Origin of the sequence: Nonomuraea sp. NPDC050643, from assembly GCF_040654715.1 — a bacterium.
Classification (GTDB): domain Bacteria; phylum Actinomycetota; class Actinomycetes; order Streptosporangiales; family Streptosporangiaceae; genus Nonomuraea.
Genome location: NZ_JBFAIM010000015.1, coordinates 94,363 through 116,398, shown reverse-complemented (window position 1 = coordinate 116,398; position 22,036 = coordinate 94,363). Strand labels below are relative to the sequence as shown.

Genomic DNA, 22,036 nt, shown 5'->3' with positions numbered 1-22,036 from the left:
AACTATTTTGAAGTGAATTCAATCCAGTAAAGCAGGAACGGCCGGCCCGCCGAGGGCCGGCCGAAAGGGAGATCGCCGTGAAAGCTCGACTGTCCGGACGCACAGCCCTGATCACCGGCGCGACCGGCGGAATCGGCGCGGCCATCGTCCGCCGGTTCGCCGAGGAGGACGCGGCCGTCGTGATCACCGACGTGGACGCGGAACGCTGCGCGGAGGCCGCCGAGCAGTTCACGGCGACCGGTGGACGCGCCCTCGGCCTGGGCCTCGACGTCACCGACGAGCAGGCCTGGGAGGCGGTGGTGAACGAGGTGAACGAACGGTTCGGCGGCATCTCCGTGCTGGTCAACAACGCCGGCATCGCCAAGATGACGAACGTGGAGACGGAGACGCTGGAGAGCTGGGAGGCGGTCGTCGCGGTGACCCAGCGCGGGGTCTGGCTCGGGATGAAACACGCCGGCCCGGTGATCGAGCGTTCCGGCGGCGGCTCGATCGTCAACGTCTCGTCGATCTTCGGTACGGTCGGCGGATTCGGCGGGCAGTTCTCCTACCACGCCGCGAAGGGCGCGGTCCGGCTGATGACGAAGAACGCGGCGCTCTACTGGGCGACGCGCGGGGTCAGGGTCAACTCGCTGCACCCGGGGTTCATCGAGACCCCCCTGTCACGCAAGCTCTGGCAGGGCACACCCCGTCTCGACCTGATGGTGGGCAACACGCCGATGGGACGGCTGGGCAGCACCGACGAGGTCGCCCATGCCGCGCTCTTCCTCGCCTCCGACGAGGCGAGCTTCATCACCGGTTCCGAGCTGTACGTCGACGGCGGCTACACCGCCCGCTGAGGCCAGGTCACGGCGGCGCGGACCCGGTGCCGATCACTCCGCGCCGCCGTCCGCCCGTGTGTACCCGCCCACCTCGCCGTCAAAGGCCACGATCACCTGCCCGCGCGCCACGAGGACGTCGAGGTGGGCGACCGTCTCGTTGACCGCGAGCATCTGGTTGAAGTCGTCCAGGCCGGCGAACGGCACCTCTCGCCGGGTCCAGGTCAGTCGCCGCGCGACCGCGTACCCGTCGAGGGTCCGCGTGCCGAGAGCGCGTAGTGCCTGCGCCAGCCGTACCTCGTGATGGGCCAGCAGCTCGGCGACGCGGGCATGGGCGCTCCCGGTGACCGGGCCGTGGGCGGGCAGCAGTCTCGCGTCGGCGAAGCGGGTCATCAGCCGCAGCGAATCGAGATAGTCCCCCAGGGGGCGCTCGGACTCGCCGAGCTCGAAGCCGATGGACGGGGTGATGTGCGGCAGGACGTGGTCACCGGCGAACAGCAGTCCCGCCTCTTCGTCCAGGTAGACCACGTGTCCCTTGGTATGGCCGGGCGTGGGAACGACACGCAGGGCCCGCCGGCCGAACTCGAGTACGCCCGCGCCGAGCCAGCCGTCCGGTTCCTCCCAGTCGCTCGCGGTGAAGCCGCCGTGGTCCACGCCCTGCAGCCGGTCGGCGAGGTCACCGGCGCCGCCACGGCGGAGCACGCGCAGCGAGGTGACCGGCACGTCGCTGCGCACCTCGCCCAGCAGCTCCAGGCCCTCCCGCTCGCCGGCCCCGAGATAGACCCGCGACCCCAGCAGCCGGCGCAGCTCCACGGCCTGCGTGTAGTGATCGCGGTGGACGTGGGTGACGAAGATCTTCGTGATCTGGCCGAGGTCGTGCCCCACCGACGCCATGGCCTCCTCGAGGGCACGGCGGGACTGGGGCAACGCCCAGCCGCCGTCGATCATGACGATGCCGTCGTCCTCTTCCAGCAGGTAGACGTTGACGGCACGCAGCCCGTCGCCCGGAAGTGGCAGCGGGACGCGGTGCACGCCGGGCTGGATCAGCTCCGCTCCCGGCTCGGACCATCCGCCCCGCCGAGCGGGTGTCGTCACTTCTCCGCCTCGCCGGTCCGGCCGATGAGCAGGTCACGCGCGAGATCGCGGGCGCCGGTACGGGAGACCTTGCCGACCGTGGTCTGCGGCAACTCGTCGACGGCGAACACGAACTCGGGCCACTTGGCCTTGGAGAGCCCCACTTCGCGCAGGTGCCGGGTGATCTCATCGAGCCCGATCCCGCCCCGGTCGGCGGTGGTCACCAGCGCGGCCACCCGTTCGCCGAGAATCTCGTCGGGGACCGGCACCACACAGGCCTGGAAGACCTCCGGATGGGAGGCGACGGCGCGCTCAACCTCGGTGACGTCGATGTTGCGGCCGCCGCGGATGATCACATCCTTCTCCCGGCCCATGACACTGACGGTCCCGTCCTCGTTGGTCATCATGAGATCACCGGTCGGGAAGAACCCGTCCGCGGTCAGTTCCGGAGGCTCCAGCCTGCCCTGGTGCGCGTACCCGAGGAACAGCGACGGGCCGCGCACCTGGGCCCGGCCGACCGCACCCCGCCGCACCTCACGACCATCGGGGCCGATCACCCGAAGCTCGGTGCCGGGGAACGGACGGCCGTCACGGCCGAGCCGGATCTCCACCGGTTCCTCCGGCGACGGCGAGGTGTGGCCCAGGCACTCCGACATCCCGAACACCCGCAGGATCCTGGTGCCCAGCGATTCCTCGGCCCGGGTCATGGCCGCCACGTCCATCGGACCACCCCCGACGGTGATCGAGCGCAGCCCCTGGAGCACCCGTGACCCGGAAGCGGCGGCGCCAAGCTGGAGCGACATGGTCGGCACGCACATGGTCCACCGCGTTCGTGTCTCGGCCATCCGGGCCAGGACGGCGGCGGGGTCCCACTTGCGCCACAGGACCAGCGGGCCTCCCAGCGACAGGGCCAGGAAGACCCCGAAACAGTACGCCGCGGTGGACGACAGCGGCACGATCGCCGCGATCGCGTCCCCTTGCCGCAGGCCGTTGATGGCGATGGTGTGCGAGCAGGCGTAGCGCAAGGCGTCCTCGGACTGCACCACCCCCTTGGGCCGCCCCGTCGACCCGGAGGTCAGCCCGATCAGTGAGCCGCCGGACCACCGCGAAACGTCCCGCGGCCCGTCGCCCGACCAGGCCGCCCAGCCGTCCAGCGCATCGTGCCGGCCCGCACCGGCCATCAGGGCGGGCACGGCCCACTCCTCAAGGGCGGCGGGCTCGGCGAGCACGGTGTCGGGCCGGATGTCCTCGAAGGCCGCGGCGAACTCGGCGCCGGTCGTGTGCCGGTTGACCACCGCCAGCACGCCGCCGCTCATCCCCACGGCCAGGCTCGCCGCGACGGTCCGCCACGAGTTGTCGGCCTGCACCAGCACGGTTCCGGCGCCGCCGGGGCCGGCCACGGCGGCGGCGAGCCCGGCCGCGTGAGTGAGCAACTCGCGCGCGGTGTGACCACCCGAATCGTCGATGACGGCCACGGCATCCGATTCCTCGGCCCGCCGCCGGAACTCACTGACTACCTGTCGCATACCGCTTTCCTCGCCTCACTCACGGGCCGGCCGGCTCATTCCGGTCAGCCTGTGAACATTTCCTTCTCGGTTCCCATCACGGCGAGCCGCCGGCCCCTCATGTCGCCGACCTGGGCGACCGCCGCAGCCCATTCGGGACTGTCCAGCGCTTTGCGGAGGGCCTCCGCGCTGTCGAAGCTGAGCACCGACACCCCGTCCCAGCCCTCGGAACGGGTGTCGAACGCCGCCTCTATCTCGGTGTGCCGCCACGCCCGCAGGCCTGGCAGCCGGCAGGTGAGCTCCGCGTGGTCGGTCCGCCACCATGTGATGAACCGCTCGTGGGTCCAGTCCGGCGGCCGCGCGGCCAGCAGCACGAGGTTGTACATGGGCTCTCTCCTCTACTGATCAGCGGCCGGCCAGTCCAGCAGCTCGAACGAGGCCGTGAAGAAGGACTGGTAGCGGAGCATCTTCCCGTTGGCCGACACGACGGCCGCGGAGTGGAACGCTCCGGTGGGCCTGCCCGACTCGACGACCATCCCGTAGACCATCTCGAGGTTCCGGTCGACCGCCGAGCGCAGGACCTTGTGCACCCGCTCGACCGCGTTGCGGCCGGAGATGTACCGGGCGAAGTCCTCTTTGGACCGTCCGCTCACCTGGCCGCCGGGGAGAGCGAGCAGGAACCGGAAGTCCGGCTCCACGTACTCGAGCGCCTTCTCCGGGTTCTGGCTGTCCATGCAGGCCATGTACTCGCGCAACACCATGATCGTCGATCCTCCTCAACGCCTAGGAAACCAGGTGGGCCGGTGTCACCGGTCAGGGGGTGTGAAGAAGTCGCCTTCCGCCACGAACTGGCCGCCCTTCACGACCACCTTCTGCACGTCGCGGGTTCCGAGGTGGTCGGTCGCGCTGAAGGTCATCACCGGCGCGACACCGGGGTCGATCTTGCCCGCCTTCTCGTACGCCTGGACGAGCGACTGCGAGGTGATCGGGCCCTGTATGGTCTGCGCGATCTGGACGAAGACCTTGGCCGAGGCCCACCCCCACAGGGCGATGAAGTCGGCCGGCTGCTTCGGCTCGTACTTGGCCATCGCGTCGCGGAACTCCTTGACCGACGGGTCGCTGTCGCTCGGCGCCTTGACCAGTTGTACCGCCTTGAAGCCTTCCGCGGCGTCACCGGCGAGGGTGAGCGTGGAGGCCGCCGCGGTGGGGGCGTAGCCGTAGGCGGGCACGGACAAGCCCTGCAGCTTGGCCTCCTTGAGGAAGGCCGCGGCCTCCGGCGACGCGAGAATCAGGATCAGCGCGTCGGGCTTCTTCGCCTTCACCTGCGTGATCGTCGGGCTCCAGTCGGTGGACTGGAACTTCACCGACAGCAGTTCGGCGCCGCTGCCCGGGCTGACCTTCTGCAGGACGGGCCCTACCTGCTTGGCCACGTTGACGAACGCGGCCGGGTCGCTGTGCACGACCAGCACCTTCTTCGCGCCGTCCTCCGCCGCCCAGGCCGCCAGCGCTGCCGCCTGGTCCTCATAGAGGGTCTGGATTCCGAACAAGCCCGGACGGGGCGGGGTGTACCAGGTGGCGGCGCCACCCAGCTCGTTGAGGATCGGAATCTTCGACTGCTGCAGGACGAAGGGGAAGCTCGCCTCGCCCTGCGCGGTGCCGTTGGCGGCGACGATGGCCACGACGTCGTCCTGGCCGATCAGCTCCCTGGCGATCTGCACGGTCTGCTGGGGGTCGAAGGCGTTGTCCTTGACGATCCAGTTGATCTTGCGCCCGTTGATACCACCCTTGTCGTTGATCATCTTGAAGTAGGCGTCGGCACCGGCACGCTGCGGGACGCCGGAGGCGGCCACAGGGCCCGTGAGCGGATACCAGGCGCCGATCTTTATCTCTTTGTCGCCGGCGGCGGTGGAGGAACCACCACCGCAGGCGCCCGTGGCGAGGACGAGGGCCGCGACGCAGGCGGTGAGAAGGGGCGTTGAATGGAGGCGCATGACGTTCTCCCACAACTGAGTTCAGTTCAGTTTACGGGACTCTACCGTCGCACTCACACTCCGGCAATAGCCTGATGAGCCGAACACGGTGCTTTCATCCCGCCACAAAGCGACCGGCACAACCTTCCGCGGGTTGTGCCGGTCGTCGAACCGACGGTTACGGGGCGACCATCCGCACGCAGCAGTCTTCGGTCAGCTCGCTCACGTTGGCCAGCGTCACCGAGCCCCTGGGGCGATACCACCGCCAGACGCTCACGATCATGCCGAGCATGTTCAGGGCCAGCGTGTGCGCGTCACGGTGGGCGAAGGCGCCCTCGTCCATCCCCCGCTGGAGCAGTTCGGTCCAGGCGTCCTCGATGCGATGGACCAGCTCGCGGGCCGCGAGCCGTTCGGCCTCCTCCTTCTTCGAGCTACGCGGCACCGCGAGGATCGCCAGGTTGTTCTGCAGGATCCGCATCTGCGGCACATCGCGCTCGGACACCGTGTACGCCGAGCGCACCGCCTCTCGCAGCGCCTCCATCGGGTCAGGCCGGCCGTCGGTCGCCTTCACGAACATCTCCAGCGAACGCTGGAGCTCAAGCCGCATGATCGTGAGCAGGCAGTGAGCCTTCGACTCGAAGTAGTGATAAAGGGCGGTCTGCCCGATTCCTACTTGATCAGCAACCACCGACCACTTGGTGGCGTCGTAGCCGTTCTTGCCGAAATTCTTGATCGCAGCCGCCAGGATGGCCTTCCGTTTGGAACGGGGACCTTCGTCCGGCTCCGTGATCTTCGCCGTCTTCATCACCCCACCCCCGACATTCGCGCCGAGAAATGTCGCAGACCGGACAAAACCCTCTGGTCGATCTGATTTGAACTCGGTTCTACTCTCATTCCAGGTCATCATACTCGTGCCCGCCCTGGTCGAGCCCGGATTCTCGCGGCGGGGCCGGCAAGATCACAGCAGCTCCCGATGGCGCGCGGCCGCACGCCGGACGCGCGCTACCGCCTGCAGGGCCGGCCAGTCCCTCCGACGGACCAGTCCATGGGCTGGGAGAGGCCGCCGCTCGTGGGTGTGACCGCGCCGGCCGCCGTACGGAAGCAGCCGGCTCTCAGGAGCGGCAGGCTCACCGAGGACGGCCACGCCGGGCCGCGTTGGATCCGGTAGACGCCACCGGCCACGCTGGCCTGCGAGGGAGCGGTGAGAGCACACGGAAGGATGTTGAAGCCCGCGCAGGCGGCCTCGGGTGTCTGGGTCGTGAGCGTGAGACGGAGTGAATGTCCCGGGAGCACCGCCCACAGACGGGGGTGGAGCGCGATGTCGAAGCGTGTCACGCTGGGCGTGAGGTAGTCGTCGCCGGTCTGCCGGGTGAAGGGGCGGATGATCGTCCCGTTCCGGTCGCGCCAGCTCCTGGCGGGATCCAGGGCGCGCTGACTGCCGAGGACCGCCCCGAACGTGATGGGCACCACGGTCCCGTCGGGCGCGACGTCGGCGAGGCCGGCGATCAGCTGGAGGTTGGTGTTGCTGGAGCTCGCGTACACGGCCGCGCTGACGGGTCCCGCCAGTGTGGCGCCGTCAGCGAGGGGAGGTGTCGAGTACGTGAGCGTGCTGCCCGCCACGCTCGGCTGGGCCCACGCGATCGGGTCGCTGCCACGTGACGACCGGGACGGCTTGAGCGCCCCGTTCGCGTGGAGATGGTAGGTGGTGTAGTCCGGGACCATCGGGTAGTGACCGGCGTTGATCCAGCGGTTCGTGCGTAGTTCGTACAGGTGCATCGGGGTGCCGGTGCGCTCGATGCCGGTGTTCTTGCGCTTCAGCCACGTGTCGTACCACTCGAGCATGATGGTGTTGTCGAGGCCCTGACCGTGCCCCCAGGGGCCGACGATGATCTGGTAGCGACCGGTCGTCGGCTGCCGGGGATCCATCGGGGCCTGGATGGGGCGGTCGTGATAGGCGTTCTGCAGCGCCGCGTAGAACTCTGTCGCGCCCCGGATGACGACGTCGTCCCATCCGCTCCAGAGCAGGGCGGGGATGTCGTTGTCGACGATGCCCTGGGCGAAGGTGATGGGCTGGCGGGCCCGCCAGAAGTCCCGGTTGTAGGCGGCGTCACCACCGCTCAGGATGTTCTCGACCAGATCGGCGAAGAAGGCCTTCGCCGAGGGCGTGTCGCCCACGGAGGCGGCCGCGCGGCTCAGGAACGGGAAGTCTCCGGTCAGGATGCCGTCCACCAGGAAGGTCTCCCGAAGGTAGTCCTGCGCGGTACATGTGGGAATGATCGCTTTGAGGGGTGAGCCGCGGCCGACGTTGGCGGCGGTGTAGAGCTGGGTCTCCCCGGCATAGGAGCAGCCATATCCCCCGACGATGCCGTTGGAGCCGTCCAGTTCGTGGGCCGCCCAGTCGACGGCCAGCACACCGTCTCGGTGATCTCGTGCCGACACGTATCCGAACTCGCCGCCGGACGTCCCGGTGCCTCGCGATCGAACGGTGGCGAAGATGTAGCCGTACGGGACGAAAAAGGAATTGACCTCATCCGTGTACGGCGTCTGTTGCAGGATCACCGGAAACCGGCCGGCGGCACGCCGGCCGGTGGCGGGGTCGGTCGGGTAGGCCACCGTGGCCGTGAGCGTCACACCGTCGTCCATTCGCACCGGGACGTCCGGTACGATCGTCGTTCCGTAGCGGGCAGGTCCCGGCTCCCATCGGCCGCCCGGCCATGGGGTCGGCGGTTGGCGGTCGGCCCGCGCGGAAGCCCAGCCCCCGGTGAGCATTCCCGTGGCGAGTATGCCTGTGAGCAGAGCGGACCACGCCCGCCGGTGCCACGAAGCACCCATCATGCACCATCCTCGATCAGTCTTTCCCGAACTGAACTCACTTAGGCTAGCAACGGGCACCAGGCATGGCATAGGCCTGCGACCAGGTCTGGGCCCGGCATGGCGAAGGCCTATACAGCGAAATTGAATTCAGTTAAGGTTCGTCGATATTGCGAATGAGGAGGCACCCATGCCGTTCGTTCTCATCCACGGCGCCGGCTTCGGCGCGAACTGCTGGGACGAGCTGATCCCCCACCTGAACGCGGAGGCGCTGGCAGTCGACCTCCCCGGCCGCGGGACGAGGGCCGGAGTCGCCCTGGACACGGTCACCCTCGCGGACTGCGCCGACGCGGTCCGGGAGGATGTCGAGGCGAAGGACCTGCGGGACGTGGTGCTGGTCGGTCACTCCTTCGCGGGAGTCACCGTGCCCCGCGTCCTGGACCTCATACCGGACCGGATCCGGCATGTCGTTCTCGTCTCGGCTGTGGTGCCTCCCGACGGATCCCGGGTGCTCGACCAGATCGACCCCGGCGTACGGGATCTGGTCGAGCGGTCCATCGCCGGCGGCGTCTACCACCAGACCCGCGAGGGCGCCGCCGCGATCTTGTGCGAGGACATGGACGACGCGACCACCGCGTCCACGCTGGACCGGCTGATCGACGACTCGGCCGCCCTGCTGAGCGAACCCGTCGACCTGAGCGGCTACCGGCGCGAGATCCCGCGGACGTACCTGCACCTCACGCGGGACCTGTGCTACGTCGAGGAGCTCCAGCAGCGATCCATCGCGCTGCTCCGGCCGGACGTCGTCGACCTCGACACCGGCCACCTGGCGATGATCAGCGCGCCCGGAAGGCTCGCCACCATCCTCAACGGCATCCACGGCTGACCTGCGGGCCGGCCCGCCGGGATGCCGGCTCTCACACCCGCTCGACGATCGTGGCGTTCGCCATCCCACCCCCCTCGCACATCGTCTGCAGTCCGTAGCGTCCGCCGGTGCGGCGAAGCTGGTGCACCAAGGTCGTCATCAGCCGCGCTCCCGTGGCGCCCAGCGGATGGCCGAGCGCGATCGCTCCCCCGAACGGGTTGGTCCGTTCGGGGGACGCGCCCGTCTCCTTCTGCCAGGCCAGCACCACCGAGGCGAACGCCTCGTTGATCTCGATCAGGTCCATGCCGTCGATGGACAGCCCGGAGCGGTCCAGAATCTTCTCGGTGGCGGGAATGGGCCCGGTGAGCATGTCGATCGGGTCCGAGCCCACCACGGCCATGCTGTGGACCCGGGCCAGCGGCGAGAGCCCGTGGCGGTGTACCGCCTCCTCCGAGGCGACGAGCAGTGCGGCGGCGCCGTCCGAGATCTGGCTGGACACCGCGGCGGTGAGCCGGCCGCCCTCGCTGAGGGTCCTGAGCCCCGCCATCTTCTCCAGAGTGGTGTCGGCCCGCGGCCCCTCGTCGGCCTTCAGGCCGAAGGCCGGCACGACCTCGTCGGCGAAGACCCCGTCCGCCCAGGCGGCGACCGCGCGCTGGTGACTGTCCATGGCGAATCGCTCCATGTCCTCCCGCGAGACGGCCCACTTGCGCGCGATCCGCTCGGCGCCGCGGAACTGCGACACCTCCTCCCCACCGAAGTGGGTCCGCCAGCCCTCCCCGTCGTACGGCGTCCCCATGCCCTCGCGTTCGCCCACGATGGCCGGGCTCGCGATGGGCACCAGGCTCATGACCTCGACGCCGCCCGCGATGACAAGGTCGGCGGTGCCGGACATGACCGCCTGGGCGGCGAAGTGCACGGCCTGCTGCGACGAGCCGCACTGCCGGTCGATGGTCGTGCCGGGCACGTGCTGGGGAAGGCCCGCGGCCAGCCATGACGTACGGGCGATGTTCCCCGTCTGCGCCCCCATCTGGCTGACGCAGCCGAAGTAGACGTCATCGACGGCCCCGGGGTCGATCGCGGTGCGGGTGACGAGGGCCCGCAGGACGTGGGCGCCCAGGTCGGCGGGGTGGATCTGGCTGAGCGCCCCCTTGCGGCGGCCGACAGGGGTACGGACGGCATCGACGATGAAAGCTTCGGTCACGGTCTTCTCCGGTCATTCGGTGGGGTGGGCGGCAGAGAACCGGGCAGGACGTTTGCCCAGAAAGGCGGCGACGCCTTCGACACCCTCGGCGGACGCCGCCGCCTCGGCAAGGGAACGGGACTCACGGTCCAGGTGTGGATCGAGGTCGCCGGCCAGGGCGGCGGAAACGAGCCTCCTGGTCGCGCCGATGGCCTTGGTCGCGCCCAGGGCGAGCGCGGTGGTCAGCCGTCGCGCTTCCTCCGGCAACCGTTCGGCGGCCACCACGGACGTCACGAGCCCCATGTCGGCCGCCTCCTGCGCGGATATCCGGCGATTGGTGAGCAGCAGTTCCAAGGCCCGCTTGGGGCCGACCAGCCGGGGCAGCGACCAGGTCACCCCGGCGTCCGGTGAGTAGCCGATGCCCGTGTAGGCGAGCACGAACGTCGCGTCGTCCGCTGCGACGGTGAGGTCGGCGGCGGCGGCCAGGCCCACGCCGGCGCCGGCCACCGCTCCCTGGACCTGCGCGACGAGCGGTGCGTCCATCTGGGCGAAGATCCGCAGTGCTCCGTGCAGCGCGCCGGTCACCTCGATGAGGTGCTCCTTGAGCGCTTCGCCCCGCAACGCGGAGAACTCGCGCAGGTCGCCGCCGACGCAGAAGGATCGCCCCTCACCACGCAGCAGGACGGCCCGGACGTCCTCCTCCAGGCAGACCCGGGCGGCGTCGAGCAGCCCGCGGGCCAGGTCCAGATCGACGGCGTTGCCGCGGGCGCCGCGGCGCATGACGATGTCCGCCACTCCGTCCAGGACCTCGACCGTGACGGCAGGGGGAGCGCTCATCGGGCCGTCCAGCCACCGTCGACGACCAGAACCTGGCCGGTGCAATACGACGAGGCGTCGGACGCGAGGAACAGCAGGGCGCCGTCGAGTTCGCCGGTGTCCCCGCCGCGGCCCAGCATCGTGTTCTTCTCGACCCACCGGCTGGACCGGGCGTCGGAGAACAGTCCCTCGGTCATCTCGGACCTGAACCAGCCCGGCGCCAGCGCGTTGACGCGGACGCCCGCCTGACCCCACTGGCCGGCCAGCTCGCGGGTGAGCCCGAGCAGCCCCGCCTTGGAGGCCGAATAGCTCGCGCCGCCCATCGGGGCCGTGGACACCAGGCCCAGGATCGACGCCACGTTCACGATGCTGCGCCCGGCGCCGGGTGCTTCGCAGCGCGTCATGAGGCGGGCGAGGTGGAACGGCGCCACCAGGTTCACCGCGAGGACGTCCGCGAAGTCCTGCGCGCTCTCGTCCTCCGCGCGCGACTCGCCCGAGACGCCGGCGTTGTTGATCAGGACGTCGAAGCGGCCGGTCTGCGCCATGGCCGTCGCGACCAGCCGTTCGCGGTCCTCCGCACGGCTGACGTCGCAGGCCACCGGGTGGATCCGGGAGTCACCGGCCGCCAGCTCCGCCAGCCGCTCGATCCGCCGGGCCGCCGCGAACACGGTCGCTCCGGCGGCGGCGAGTACGGTGGCGAAGCGGGCGCCCAGCCCGGAGGAGGCACCGGTGACCACGGCCGTCCGCCCGCGCAGGGAGAACAGGTCGTCGATCACTCCTCGACCCCGATCGGCAGGACCGTGGCACCGCCGTCGATGACGAGGGTCTGGCCGGTGATCCAGGACGAAGCGTCCGAGGCCAGGAAGAGCGCCGCGTTGGCCACGTCCTCGGGGATGCCCAGCCTGCGCAACGGAAGCTTCGCGGTGAGAATGGACTCGCGCGCCTCCCAGACGGCACGCGCCAGCTCGGTCTTGATCAGGCCCGGCGCGATGGCGTTGACGCGCGCCTTGGGGCCGAGCTCATAGGCGAGCTGGCGTGTCATGTGCATCATCGCGGCCTTGGTGGCGTTGTAGTAGCCGATGTGCGGGTCGACGATCAGCCCGCCCACCGACGCGATGTTGATGACGGCACCGCCGTGCTCGGCCATCGCGGCCTTCCAGGCGCAGCTCGTCCACGCGATCATCCCGTACTGGTTGACCCGCACCGTCTTCTCCGCGCGGGGCAGGTCGAGGTCGAGCAGGTCGCCGTGGTAGGGGTTGGTGGCGGCGTTGTTGACCAGGATGTCGAGCCGGCCGAACCGCTCCATCGTCTGGTCGACGCAGCGCTGCGCCTGGTCCGGCTCGCCGGCGTTGGCGACGACCGTGTGCACGTCCCCGCTCGCCTCGAGGCGCAGCAGTTCGGTACGGGCGGCGGCCAGCCCCTCTGGTTTCCGCGCGGCGATGACCACGTGCGCGCCGGCTCCCCGGTAAGCCCGCGCGATCGCCAGCCCGATGCCGCGGGACCCGCCGGTGATCACTGCCACCCGGCCGTCGAGCACGTTCATGCCGCCCCCTTCTTGGTGTACTTGGCCAGCTCCTGGCGGGCCACGGTGCGCAGGTGGACCTCGTCGGGCCCGTCGGCGATGCGCAACGCCCTGGTGATCGCGAACAACCGGGCCAGGACGGTGTCGTCGCTGACCCCGGCCGCGCCGAACGCCTGGACGGCCCGGTCGACCACCCGGTGGGCCACCTCCAGCGCCGCCACCTTGATCGCCGCGACCTCCATGCGGGCCGCGGCGTTGCCGATGGTGTCCATCAGCCAGGCCGACTTGAGCACCAGAAGCCGCACCTGCTCGATCTCGATCCGGCTGCGCGCGATCCATTCCCGCACCACGCCCTGGTCGGCCAGCGGCCCGCCGAACGCCTCGCGGTCGAGCACCCGCCGGCACATGAGCTCCAGAGCGCGTTCGGCGAACCCGACCGCGCGCATGGCGTAGTGCATCCGGCCGGGCCCGAGCCGTCCCTGGGCGAGCGCGAAGCCGTCGCCTTCGCCGCCGAGCAGGTTCGTGGCGGGCACGCGTACGTCCTCGAAGAGCACGTCACCGTGTCCGAGCCGGTCGGTGTAGCCGAACATGGGCAGGTCGCGCAGCACCGTGATACCGGGGGTGTCCCGGGGGATGAGCAGCATGCTCTGCTGGCGGTAGGTCGGCGCCTCCGGGTCGGTCACCCCCATGAGGATGATCAGCCGGCAGTCCGGATCAAGGATGCCCGAGGTGTACCACTTGTGGCCGTTGACCAGGTAGCTGTCGCCGTCGCGGGTGATCCTGGTGCGGAGGTTGCGCGGGTCGGAACTGGCCACGTCGGGCTCGGTCATGGCGAAGCACGACCGGATCTCGGCCTCCAGCAGCGGGCGCAACCACCGCTCCTGCTGCCCGGGGGTGCCGAACAGCGCGAGCAACTCCACGTTCCCGGTGTCCGGGGCGGAGCAGTTGAACACCTCGGGGCCGATGATGGAGCGGCCGGCGAGTTCGGCGAGCGGCGCGTACTCGAGGTTGGTCAGCCCCGCGCCCCAGTCGCCGTGGGACATGAACAGGTTCCACAGGCCCTCGGCGCGGGCCTTCTCCTTGAGTTCGAGCATCACCGGGGGAAGGGCGTGCGGGTCGTCGGCGCCGGCGAGCTGACGGTCGTACACCGCTTCGGCGGGGTAGACGTGCTGCTCCATGAACGATCGCAGCCGGCTCTGCAGCTCGCGTGCGCGGGGAGAGAATGCGAAGTCCACTTATGTCCCTAGAATGTCGTGCGCGGTGCGGATCATGGCCTCGATCGTCGGCGGCAGCCGCTCCTGGTCCGGGTCGTGGATCCGGCCTTCGCGGTGACGGCGCAGGTTGTGGCCCATGATCGCGGCCATCTTCATCCGGGTGAGCGCGCGGAACCAGTCGAGGTCGGGCAGCGGGACGGCGCCGGCGAGGTAGGCGTCCAGCAGCTCCGTCTCGGCCGGCAGCCCGGGGAACTCCCTGCCGAGGGCGGGGAAGTTGCGGTGGTCGGCGAACAGCAGGAACCAGCCGAAATCCGCTCGCGGGTCGCCGACACTCCAGATCTCCCAGTCGACGACGGCCGCCGCTTCTGGCGCCCGTTCCCGGCACAGGATGTTGCCCAGCCGGAAGTCCCCGTGCACCAGGACCGGCGGCAGGTCGTCGGGCACTGCCCGCGCGAGCCGATGGAGCAGGTCCTCGCCCCCGGGACGGAGCTCGGCGGGGACCGCGCGCATCGTGCGGCTCCACTGTTCGAGCTCGGCGGTCGCCTCGCGGGGCGGCGGCGCGTCCAGCGGCAGGGAGGAGACGTCGACGTCGTGCAACCGGCGCAGGACGCGGGCCGCCTCCAGCATGCGGGCCCGGGCGAGGCCCGGGTCGAGATCGTGCTCGTCGAGCACCGGTTCCACGGCCTCGCCGGAGACGAACTCCATGGCGAACCAGGCCGGTTGCCGCTCGTCGACGGCCACGACCTCGGGGACGGGCACCGCCGTACCGGCCAGCGCCTGGAGCACGCGCGCCTGGCGGAGCATGTCGTTGCGGCCCACCGGCCGCTCCGCCTGTGGGACCGCTTTGACGACGTACTTGCGCTCCTCCACCCTGACCACGTAGGTGAGTCCGGAGTGGCCGCCGGCGAGTGTCTCCAGTGGGCCCACCCGCCGGCCGGGGAACGCGCTGACGACCCGGTCGGCCAGATCCGGCGAGGCGACGTCGGCGGTCATCGTGCCGGCTCCTTGGGCAGGCCGAGCACCCGCTCGGACAGGATGGTGCGCTGGATCTCGTCCGTGCCGCCGGCGATGCTGTAGCCGGGCGCGCCCAGGAGCTGTTCGGTCCAGGCGAAGGTGCCCCACTCCCCCGTGTCGGCGGCCAGGCACGGCCCGAGGAGTTGCAGGACCAGGTCGCTGGTGCGGCGCATGGTCCCGGTGGCGTAGAGCTTGCCCACCGACGCCTCGGCGCCCGGTTCGCGGCCGGAGACCAGTGCCGCGGTCACGCGAAGTCCGATGATGCGCTGGACGAGCGTGCGCACGTACAGGTCCGCCGCGCGGTTCTGCTCGTGGCCGGTGAGTGGCCGTGGCAGGTGCCGGGCCAGTTCGATGGCGCGGTCGGCGTTGTCCAGGCCGAGGGAGCCGGAGTCCAGCCGTTCGGCGGCCAGCACCGTCAGGGTGACCCGCCAGCCCTCGCCGACGGGGCCCAGCCGATCGGTGTCGGGTACCACGACACCGTCGAGGTAGACCTCATTGAAGCTGGACCCGCCGGTCATCTGGCGGATGGGGCGGATGGTGACGCCTGGGGCGTCCATCGGGACCATGAACACGGTGATGCCCGCGTGCTTGCGCACGTCCGGGTCGGTGCGGCACACGGCGACACCCCAGGACGCGACCGTCGCCCCCGAGGTCCACACCTTGTGCCCGTCGAGCACCCAGGTGTCGCCGTCGCGCACCGCCCGGGTACGGACCGCGGCCAGGTCGGAACCGGCCTCCGTTTCGGAGAACAACTGGCAGGCCAGCCGATCCGTACGCAGCATGGGCCGGATCCAGCGTTCCCGCTGCTCGGGCGTGCCCCAGATCCGGATGGCCGGGGCGACCAACTGCTGGGTGACCGGGAAGATCTCGGTGCGGCGGGGGACGTCGAAGGCGGCTTCCTCTTGGCGGTAGAGCTGCTCGTAGAACGCGGGCAGGCCGCGTCCGCCGTACTCCTCCGGCCAGCTCAGCGCGCCCCAGCCCGCGTCGTACCGGGTCGCCTCCCAGGCCCGGGCTCGTTCGGTGTGCTCGCGTTCCTCCTCTTCCGACCAGTTCTCGAAGACCGCGACCGAGTCGTCTCCGGTGCCCCAGGCGCCGTCAGCCTGCCGCGGCGGGGCGGCCGACGCGAGCCAGCCGGCGGCCTCCGCCCTGAACTTCTCCGGTGCTGGAATGTCGCTCATCAGTTCCTCTATCGGGTCAGCACCGTGCAGGCGCTCACGCCCGGGGCGCCGTACACGTGGGTGAATCCGACTCTGGGCCGGCCGGGCACCTGCCGGTCGCCGGCTTGTCCGCGCAGTTGCCGCACCACTTCGCAGATCTGCCGCAGGCCGGACGCGCCGATGGGCTCACCGTTGGCGATGCAGCCGCCGTCGGTGTTGACCGGCAGCGAGCCGCCGATCTCGGTGGCGCGCGAGGCGATCAGCTTCTCCTGCTCACCGTCTTCGCAGAACCCGCACTCGGCCATGTGCATCACCTCGGCGCCGCTCTCGGTGTCCTGGAGCTGGCACACCTCGACGTCGCCGGGGGCGACACCGGCCGCTTCGAACGCCGCCGCGGCGGCGTCGCGGGTCACGCTGCTCAGCTCTCCGCCGGTGATCCACGGGCTGAAGACCTCGAAGGAGCCGAAGCGGCGCGACCGCACGACCGCCGACCGCAGGGTCACCGGGACGCTCGTCGGTTTCCTGGCCGCCGAGGCGGCGCACAGCACCAGCGCGGCCGCTCCTTCTCCTGGGGAGCAGAACATGTAGCGGGTCAGCGGGTCGCTGACCATGCCCGACGCGAGGATCTGGTCGGCGTCCATCGGGGTACGCCGCCACGCGTTCGGATTGAGGGCACCGTTGCGGTACGCCTTCTCCGCCACCAGTGCGAGTGTCCGGGAGCTGATCCCGTGGTCGTACATGTAACGCCGGATCTTCATGCCGAAGAACTGGGTGGTGACCATCAGGCCGTCACGCCCGTAGGCCTCGTCGAGCCCCCAGTCCGCCGGCAGCGGGTCGAAGGCACCCCGCGGATGCTTGTCGAACCCGACGGCCACCACCACCTCGGCCATGCCACCGCGGATGGCGTTCACCGCCGACACCAGAGCGCTGCCACCCGTCGCGCAGCCGTTCTTGACGTTGACGAACGGCAGGCCGGTGAGGCCGAGCTGCGTCACCAGGGTGTCGGCCAGCCCCGCGGCATCGCTGCCGCCGAACGCCGCGTCCACCTGAGGCCACGTGATCCCGGCATCGGCGAGCGCGGCCTTCACCGCGTACACGGCGTGCCGGCGCCCGGTCGTGTGCTCGGTGCGCCCGAACGGCGACAGGCCGGCGCCGGCGATCAGTACGTCGGTCATCGGACCCCTTCGATCGCCTTCGCACGTGGGACTCCGGTGGTCGCCTCGATCCGCAGCGGCATGCCGATCCGGATCAGGTCGAGGTCGTCGATGTCGAGCACCGCCGCGACGCGGACGCCCTCCGGCAGCTCCACGTAACCCAGCGCGAACGGCCGGAAGCCGTCCGGCGGCGACACGAACGGGGGTGATTTCGGAGCGAACCGCTGAACCGTCCAGGTCCACAGCTCCCCGGCCGAGGACAGCGTCACCGGAGAGGCCGCCTGCCCGCAGCGCGGACAGACGTCGTCAGCCGGGTAGACCGTCACGGCGCACTCCCCGCACCGGGAGCCCCGCAGCTTGGCTGCTTCATGCGCGATCGGCGGCACCGGTCAGCGGCCCTTCCACTTCGGCTCGCGCTTCTCCAGGAACGCGGCCACGCCCTCGGCGGCGTCCTGGGAGTTGAGCGTCACACCGACGGCCAGGTGCTCCATCACCATCAGCGACTGGATGTCGGCCTCCAGGCTGCGGTCGATGGTCATCTTCGTGATCCGCATCTGGAAGGGGCTCTTGTCGGTCAGGTGGCTGATGAACTCCTCGACCGTGGCATCGAGTTCCTCCGCCGGCGCCGACTTGTTGATCAGGTCGAAGTCGACCGCCTCGACGCCGGACAGCAGCTTGCCGGTGAGCATCAGCTCCTTGGTCTTGCGGATGCCGATCATGCGAGGCACCCGGTAGATCGGCCCCGCCCCGCCGAACAGGGCCCGGCGGATGTGGAAGTCACCGATCTTGGCATCGTCCGCGGCGATCGCGAAGTCACAGGAGATCATCAGCTCGAAGCCGCCGGCCGTGACGTGTCCCTCAAGCACCGCCACGGAGGGGGTGCTCATCGAGTACAGCCGGTCGCAGACCTTCGCCGATATGACCGCCACGTCCATGGCCGTGCTGCTGCCGATGTAGTCGGCCTGCAGCTCGTCGAGATCGAAGCCCGAGCAGAACGTGCCGCCCCGGCCGCGCAGCACCAGGACGCGCAGGTCGGGATCGGCGTCGACCTCGGTGATGATCTCGTCGAGCCGCTTGAGAATCGGCAGGGTCACACAGTTCTTCTTCCATGGCCGGTTGAGCCACACTCGCGCGACGTTCCCATCCCGCTCGAACTGGATCTCGTCTTCTACCGCCACTGTTCCTCCTAAACTGAATTCAGTACAGTTTCAAGGGCCGGTGCGGCCCTGTCAAGGGCCGGTCTTACGCATGTCAGGCCGCGTTGAACCCGAGCAGGTCACTCAGGCGTGCCCGGTGGTCGTCGGCCGTGCCGAACAGGATCTCCGCCGCACGGGCGCGGCGGAGATACAGGTGGGCGGGGTGCTCCCAGGTGAAGCCGATGCCGCCGTGCAGTTGCACGTACTCGGCGGTCGCCCGGCGGTAGGCGCCGGAGCAGACCACCTTCGCCGTGCTCGCCGCCATGGGCAGATCCTCGGACGAGGCCGTGACGCACGCCACCGCGTAGACCGCGGCCGAACGCGCCGCCTCGATCTCGACCAGCAGGTCGGCCAGCCGATGCTTGACCGCCTGAAAGGAGCCGATCTGCCGGCCGAACTGGCGGCGTTGCAACACGTACGACACGGTCGCGTCGAGCGCGTGCGCGCTCCCGCCGACCTGCTCGGCGGCCAGCGCGGCCCGCCCGATGTCGAGTACCCGCCCGGTGATCGCGGCGGCGCTCCCCTGCGGCCCGATCCGTACGAGCGGGGTGTTCGCGAAGGTGACCAAGGCCTGGGGACGGGTGCCGTCCAAGACCGTCCGGGCCGTCCGGGTGAGACCTCCCGCGTCACGCTCGCACGCGAAGAGACCTGGCCCATCGGCGGTCCGCGCCGCGAGGAGGATCAGGCCGGCGCCGCACCCGTCGAGCACGAAGTCGGCCGCTCCGCTTCCGACCCACCCATCCTTCCCCTGCCTGGCTCGCAGCCCGCCGTCACCACCGCGGTCGTCGTCGAAGCCCGCGACCGTCGCGGTGAGAGTGCCCTCGGCGATCCGGGGAAGATAGCGGGCGCACGCCTGGTGATCTCCGCTGAGCAGCAGGGTGTAGGTCGCGACGGTGGTCGACAGCAAGGGGGCGCACAGCAGCGCCCGCCCGGCCTCCTCGAAGACCACCGCGAGCTCCGCGAACGAGAAGCCCGACCCGCCGTAGTCCTCCGGTATCGCCAGGCCCTGCACGCCGAGCTCCGCGGCCATCCGCGCCCACAGTGCCGCGTCGTGTCCGTGGCCGGTCGCCACGTGCTCGCGTATGCCTGCCGACGCGGAGGCTTCGGTGAAGAAGTCGCGCAGGACCTCCCGTAGTTGCCTGCGTTCATCGGTGTCGCCGAGCAGCGCCGGATCGACGTCGAGCATCAAGCCTCCAGTTCGTTCACGTCGCGTAGCGTGAGCATGGTCGCGGCCTCTCCACCGAAATAGGCCAGTTCAGCGGTCTCGGCGAACGAAGGGTCCGACGCGTCGCCGCGGGCGGCCACCCTCCCCTCGTGCAGCACCACCACCTCGTGGCAGGAGGTGAGCGCCCGGCTGAGCAGTTGCTCCAGGAGCACGATCGTCATCCCGTCGCGGGCGAGCCGGTTGATCCGGGCGTAGACCTCGTCGACCAGGGCCGGCGCCAGCCCTAGCGCGGGCTCGTCGAGGATCAGCACATCCGGCCGGGCCATCAGGGCCCGTGCGATGGCCAGGATCTGCTGCTCTCCGCCGCTCAGCCCGGCCGCGGCCATCGAGAGGCGGCCGCGCAGCCGCTCCGGCAGCCATGCGGCGGTCTCGTCGAGGCGGGCGCGCAGGGCCGAGCCCTGCACGCCCACGGCGTAACCGGCCACTTCGAGGTTCTCCCGCAACGACAGCGTCTTGAAGAGGGCACGACCTTCGGGGACCAGGCTGCTGCGGATCGGGCGCGCGCCGGGGTCGCCGATCCGTACCTGCCCCGACGACGGGCGCAGCGAGCCGTGGATGATCCTGCCGAGCGTGCTCTTGCCCGCGCCGTTCGCTCCGACGACGCCGATGACCGCGCCCTTGCCGATGTCCAGGCAGACGTCGTGCAGGGCGGCGACACCACCGTAGTGGTGGCTGACGTCGCGCAGGGAGATGGCGGCGGTATCGCCGGCGCGAGCCGGCAGCTCGGCGCGTGTGGCGATCAGGCCGAGGTACGACGACCGCACCTGTGGGTCGTTCAGGATGGTGCCCGGCGCGCCGGAGCCGATCGGCTTGCCGAAGTCGAAGGCGACCACCCGGTCGGCGACGGCGAAGAGGTCGTCCAGAACGTGATCGATGATCACGACGGCGGCGCCCTGCGCACGCAGGCGGATGATCTGCTGGGCGGCCAGTTGGCGCTCTGTGGCGTCCAGGCCGCCGAACGGTTCGTCCAGGATCAGCAGCTTGGGCTCCTCGGCGATCGCCCGGGCGAGGTCCAGGCGCTTCTGCAGCCCGAAGGGCAGCTCGGCCGGATAGCGGTCGGCCACGTCGGCGAGCCCGGTGAGGGCGAGCAGTTCTTCGGCCCGGGTGCGGTCCGCCGCGCCGGGCCAGCGCTTCGTGCACAGCACGTTCTCCGCGACCGTGAGCTCCGAGAAGGTCTCCGCGTGCTGGAAGGTGCGGGCGAGGCCCAGCCCGCGCCGTGCGGTGGCCCTCTTCCCCATCAGTTTCACACCCGCGTAGTCGACCGTGCCGCTGATCCGCGCGCCGCCGATGAGCCCGGAGACGGCGTTGAGCAGCGTGGTCTTGCCGGCGCCGTTCGGGCCGATGATGGCGAGCACCTCGCCGGGCCGTACGTCGAGCGACGCGCTCTCCAGGGCGTTCAGACCCCCGAATCGCACGGACAGGCCATCGACGACCAGCAACGGTGCCACGTCGTCCACGGCCGGCCGGTCCTTCGCCGGGGTGGCGGGAACGCCGTCCCCGCTCTCGGCGGGCGCCGCGCTGACGTGATGCTCGCCGTCGAGGAGGCCGGGGCCTCGCCTGCCCAGCGCCCTTCGTTGCAGCGAGCCCAGGAACGGGACCACTCCACCGGGGAGGAAGATCAGCGCGGCGATCAGCAGGACGCCCTGCGCCACCGGCTGCGGCACCGACACGGCGTCGGCCACCGTCGGGGCCCAAGCCAGGTAGACGCCGCCCACCACGGCGCCGAACACCGAGCCGACGCCGCCGAGCACGCAGGCCGCGATGATGGTGACCCCGAAGTTCAGGGAGAACGTGTCAGGGCTGACGAAGCCGGTGATCAGGCCCAGCAGCACGCCGGCCAGGCCGGTGAACGCCGCGCTGACCGCGAACGACAGTGCGGTCTGCGCCTCGGGCACGATGCCCACGGAACGGGCGACCAGCGGGTGTGCCTTCGCGGCGACCAGTCGCATGCGCAGCGCGCTCGACCTGGCGAAGACCGCGATCGCGAACACCAGGCCCGCCACGAGGACCGCGACATGCTGGGCCTCGCTCCCGCCGCCCGGGACCGAGCCCAGGCCGAGCGCACTGCTCAAGGGGGACACCGCCACGCCCTGATCGCCGCCGGTCACACTGGTCCACCGGTTGATCACCTCCAGGGACACCAGGCTGAACGCCAACGTCAGCAGGGCGATGTAGAGCACCGAGAATCTGGCCCCGGCGTACCCGAGGAAGGCGCCCATCAGCGCGCACGACCCGATCGCCCCCGCGAGCACCCACTCCAGCGGCCACTGATGCGCGCCACCGAACGCCGCGAAATAGGCGCCCACGGCGACGAACGCGGGGTGGCCCACGGACCACACCCCCGACCAGCCGGCCAGGAGGCCGACCGAGAGGACCACGATGGCGTAGACCGCGGCGAGGGCGACCGAATAGGCCTGGTAGGCCGGGATCGCCTCAGCCTGCATCAGCGCGATGAGCGCCAGCCCGGCGACCGGGCCGAGCGCGGCCCACGCGAGATTCGAGCGGGTGAATACCATGT

General features: G+C 70.4%; 21 protein-coding genes. 2 read left to right on the top strand and 19 right to left on the bottom strand.

Annotated features, from left to right (window positions below; genetic code table 11):
- Positions 1-77: 77 nt before the first annotated feature.
- Positions 78-836 carry an SDR family NAD(P)-dependent oxidoreductase gene (locus AB0I15_RS21740; protein ID WP_358098153.1) on the top strand — a complete coding sequence of 253 codons (759 nt, stop codon included), beginning with the start codon at positions 78-80 and terminating at the stop codon, positions 834-836.
- A 33-nt stretch (positions 837-869) separates the two neighbouring features.
- Here AB0I15_RS21740 and AB0I15_RS21735 read toward each other — a convergent pair whose 3' ends face one another.
- From AB0I15_RS21735 to AB0I15_RS21705, 7 genes are all read right to left on the bottom strand, one after another.
- Positions 870-1,910 carry an MBL fold metallo-hydrolase gene (locus tag AB0I15_RS21735; RefSeq protein WP_358098150.1) on the bottom strand — a complete coding sequence of 347 codons (1,041 nt, stop codon included), beginning with the start codon at positions 1,908-1,910 and terminating at the stop codon, positions 870-872.
- On the bottom strand, positions 1,907-3,415 hold the full coding sequence (locus tag AB0I15_RS21730; protein WP_358098147.1) for a class I adenylate-forming enzyme family protein: 1,509 nt from the start codon (positions 3,413-3,415) through the stop codon (positions 1,907-1,909). Before AB0I15_RS21730 ends, AB0I15_RS21735 begins: the two co-directional genes overlap by 4 nt.
- Before the next feature lie 44 nt (positions 3,416-3,459).
- Entirely contained in the window at positions 3,460-3,780 is a 321-nt protein-coding gene (locus tag AB0I15_RS21725) for an EthD family reductase (protein ID WP_358098144.1), read from the bottom strand.
- Positions 3,781-3,792: 12 nt separating this feature from the next.
- Positions 3,793-4,155 (bottom strand): nuclear transport factor 2 family protein, encoded by a 363-nt coding sequence (locus tag AB0I15_RS21720; protein WP_358098141.1) that lies wholly within the window; start codon positions 4,153-4,155, stop codon positions 3,793-3,795.
- A 45-nt stretch (positions 4,156-4,200) separates the two neighbouring features.
- Positions 4,201-5,385 carry an ABC transporter substrate-binding protein gene (locus AB0I15_RS21715; protein ID WP_358098138.1) on the bottom strand — a complete coding sequence of 395 codons (1,185 nt, stop codon included), beginning with the start codon at positions 5,383-5,385 and terminating at the stop codon, positions 4,201-4,203.
- 157 nt (positions 5,386-5,542) lie between these two features.
- Positions 5,543-6,169 (bottom strand): TetR family transcriptional regulator, encoded by a 627-nt coding sequence (locus AB0I15_RS21710; protein WP_358098136.1) that lies wholly within the window; start codon positions 6,167-6,169, stop codon positions 5,543-5,545.
- A 197-nt stretch (positions 6,170-6,366) separates the two neighbouring features.
- A complete protein-coding gene (locus AB0I15_RS21705) occupies positions 6,367-8,007 on the bottom strand; it encodes a CocE/NonD family hydrolase (protein WP_358098133.1) in 1,641 nt (546 codons plus the stop codon).
- Positions 8,008-8,365: 358 nt separating this feature from the next.
- Between AB0I15_RS21705 and AB0I15_RS21700 the strand changes: the two genes are divergently transcribed.
- Positions 8,366-9,061 carry an alpha/beta fold hydrolase gene (locus AB0I15_RS21700; protein ID WP_358098130.1) on the top strand — a complete coding sequence of 232 codons (696 nt, stop codon included), beginning with the start codon at positions 8,366-8,368 and terminating at the stop codon, positions 9,059-9,061.
- A 31-nt stretch (positions 9,062-9,092) separates the two neighbouring features.
- Here the strand turns inward: AB0I15_RS21700 and AB0I15_RS21695 are convergent, their stop codons facing one another.
- From AB0I15_RS21695 to AB0I15_RS21640, 12 genes are all read right to left on the bottom strand, one after another.
- Positions 9,093-10,241 carry an acetyl-CoA C-acetyltransferase gene (locus AB0I15_RS21695; protein ID WP_358098127.1) on the bottom strand — a complete coding sequence of 383 codons (1,149 nt, stop codon included), beginning with the start codon at positions 10,239-10,241 and terminating at the stop codon, positions 9,093-9,095.
- Between the two features lie 12 nt (positions 10,242-10,253).
- Positions 10,254-11,057: an enoyl-CoA hydratase/isomerase family protein gene (locus AB0I15_RS21690; protein ID WP_358098124.1), complete on the bottom strand. Its 804-nt coding sequence runs from the start codon at positions 11,055-11,057 to the stop codon at positions 10,254-10,256.
- A complete protein-coding gene (locus AB0I15_RS21685) occupies positions 11,054-11,812 on the bottom strand; it encodes an SDR family oxidoreductase (protein ID WP_358098121.1) in 759 nt (252 codons plus the stop codon). The genes AB0I15_RS21690 and AB0I15_RS21685 overlap by 4 nt, the downstream gene beginning before the upstream one ends.
- Positions 11,809-12,579 (bottom strand): SDR family oxidoreductase, encoded by a 771-nt coding sequence (locus AB0I15_RS21680; RefSeq protein WP_358098118.1) that lies wholly within the window; start codon positions 12,577-12,579, stop codon positions 11,809-11,811. The genes AB0I15_RS21685 and AB0I15_RS21680 overlap by 4 nt, the downstream gene beginning before the upstream one ends.
- Positions 12,576-13,793, bottom strand: coding sequence for an acyl-CoA dehydrogenase family protein (locus tag AB0I15_RS21675; protein WP_358098115.1), 1,218 nt, complete (start codon positions 13,791-13,793; stop codon positions 12,576-12,578). The genes AB0I15_RS21680 and AB0I15_RS21675 overlap by 4 nt, the downstream gene beginning before the upstream one ends.
- Entirely contained in the window at positions 13,794-14,765 is a 972-nt protein-coding gene (locus AB0I15_RS21670; protein ID WP_358098112.1) for a phosphotransferase family protein, read from the bottom strand.
- Positions 14,762-15,964, bottom strand: a complete 1,203-nt coding sequence (locus AB0I15_RS21665) for an acyl-CoA dehydrogenase family protein (protein ID WP_358098109.1) — start codon at positions 15,962-15,964, stop codon at positions 14,762-14,764. The genes AB0I15_RS21670 and AB0I15_RS21665 overlap by 4 nt, the downstream gene beginning before the upstream one ends.
- Before the next feature lie 8 nt (positions 15,965-15,972).
- The gene (locus AB0I15_RS21660) at positions 15,973-17,118 is read right to left on the bottom strand and encodes a thiolase family protein (RefSeq protein WP_358098106.1); all 1,146 of its coding nucleotides are present in this window, start codon (positions 17,116-17,118) and stop codon (positions 15,973-15,975) included.
- On the bottom strand, positions 17,115-17,483 hold the full coding sequence (locus tag AB0I15_RS21655; protein ID WP_358098103.1) for an OB-fold domain-containing protein: 369 nt from the start codon (positions 17,481-17,483) through the stop codon (positions 17,115-17,117). The genes AB0I15_RS21660 and AB0I15_RS21655 overlap by 4 nt, the downstream gene beginning before the upstream one ends.
- A gap of 3 nt (positions 17,484-17,486) precedes the next feature.
- Positions 17,487-18,275, bottom strand: a complete 789-nt coding sequence (locus tag AB0I15_RS21650; RefSeq protein WP_358098100.1) for an enoyl-CoA hydratase/isomerase family protein — start codon at positions 18,273-18,275, stop codon at positions 17,487-17,489.
- A 73-nt stretch (positions 18,276-18,348) separates the two neighbouring features.
- Entirely contained in the window at positions 18,349-19,479 is a 1,131-nt protein-coding gene (locus AB0I15_RS21645; RefSeq protein ID WP_358098097.1) for an acyl-CoA dehydrogenase family protein, read from the bottom strand.
- A complete protein-coding gene (locus tag AB0I15_RS21640) occupies positions 19,479-22,034 on the bottom strand; it encodes an ATP-binding cassette domain-containing protein (protein ID WP_358098094.1) in 2,556 nt (851 codons plus the stop codon). The genes AB0I15_RS21645 and AB0I15_RS21640 overlap by 1 nt, the downstream gene beginning before the upstream one ends.
- Between the last annotated feature and the right edge of the window lie 2 nt (positions 22,035-22,036).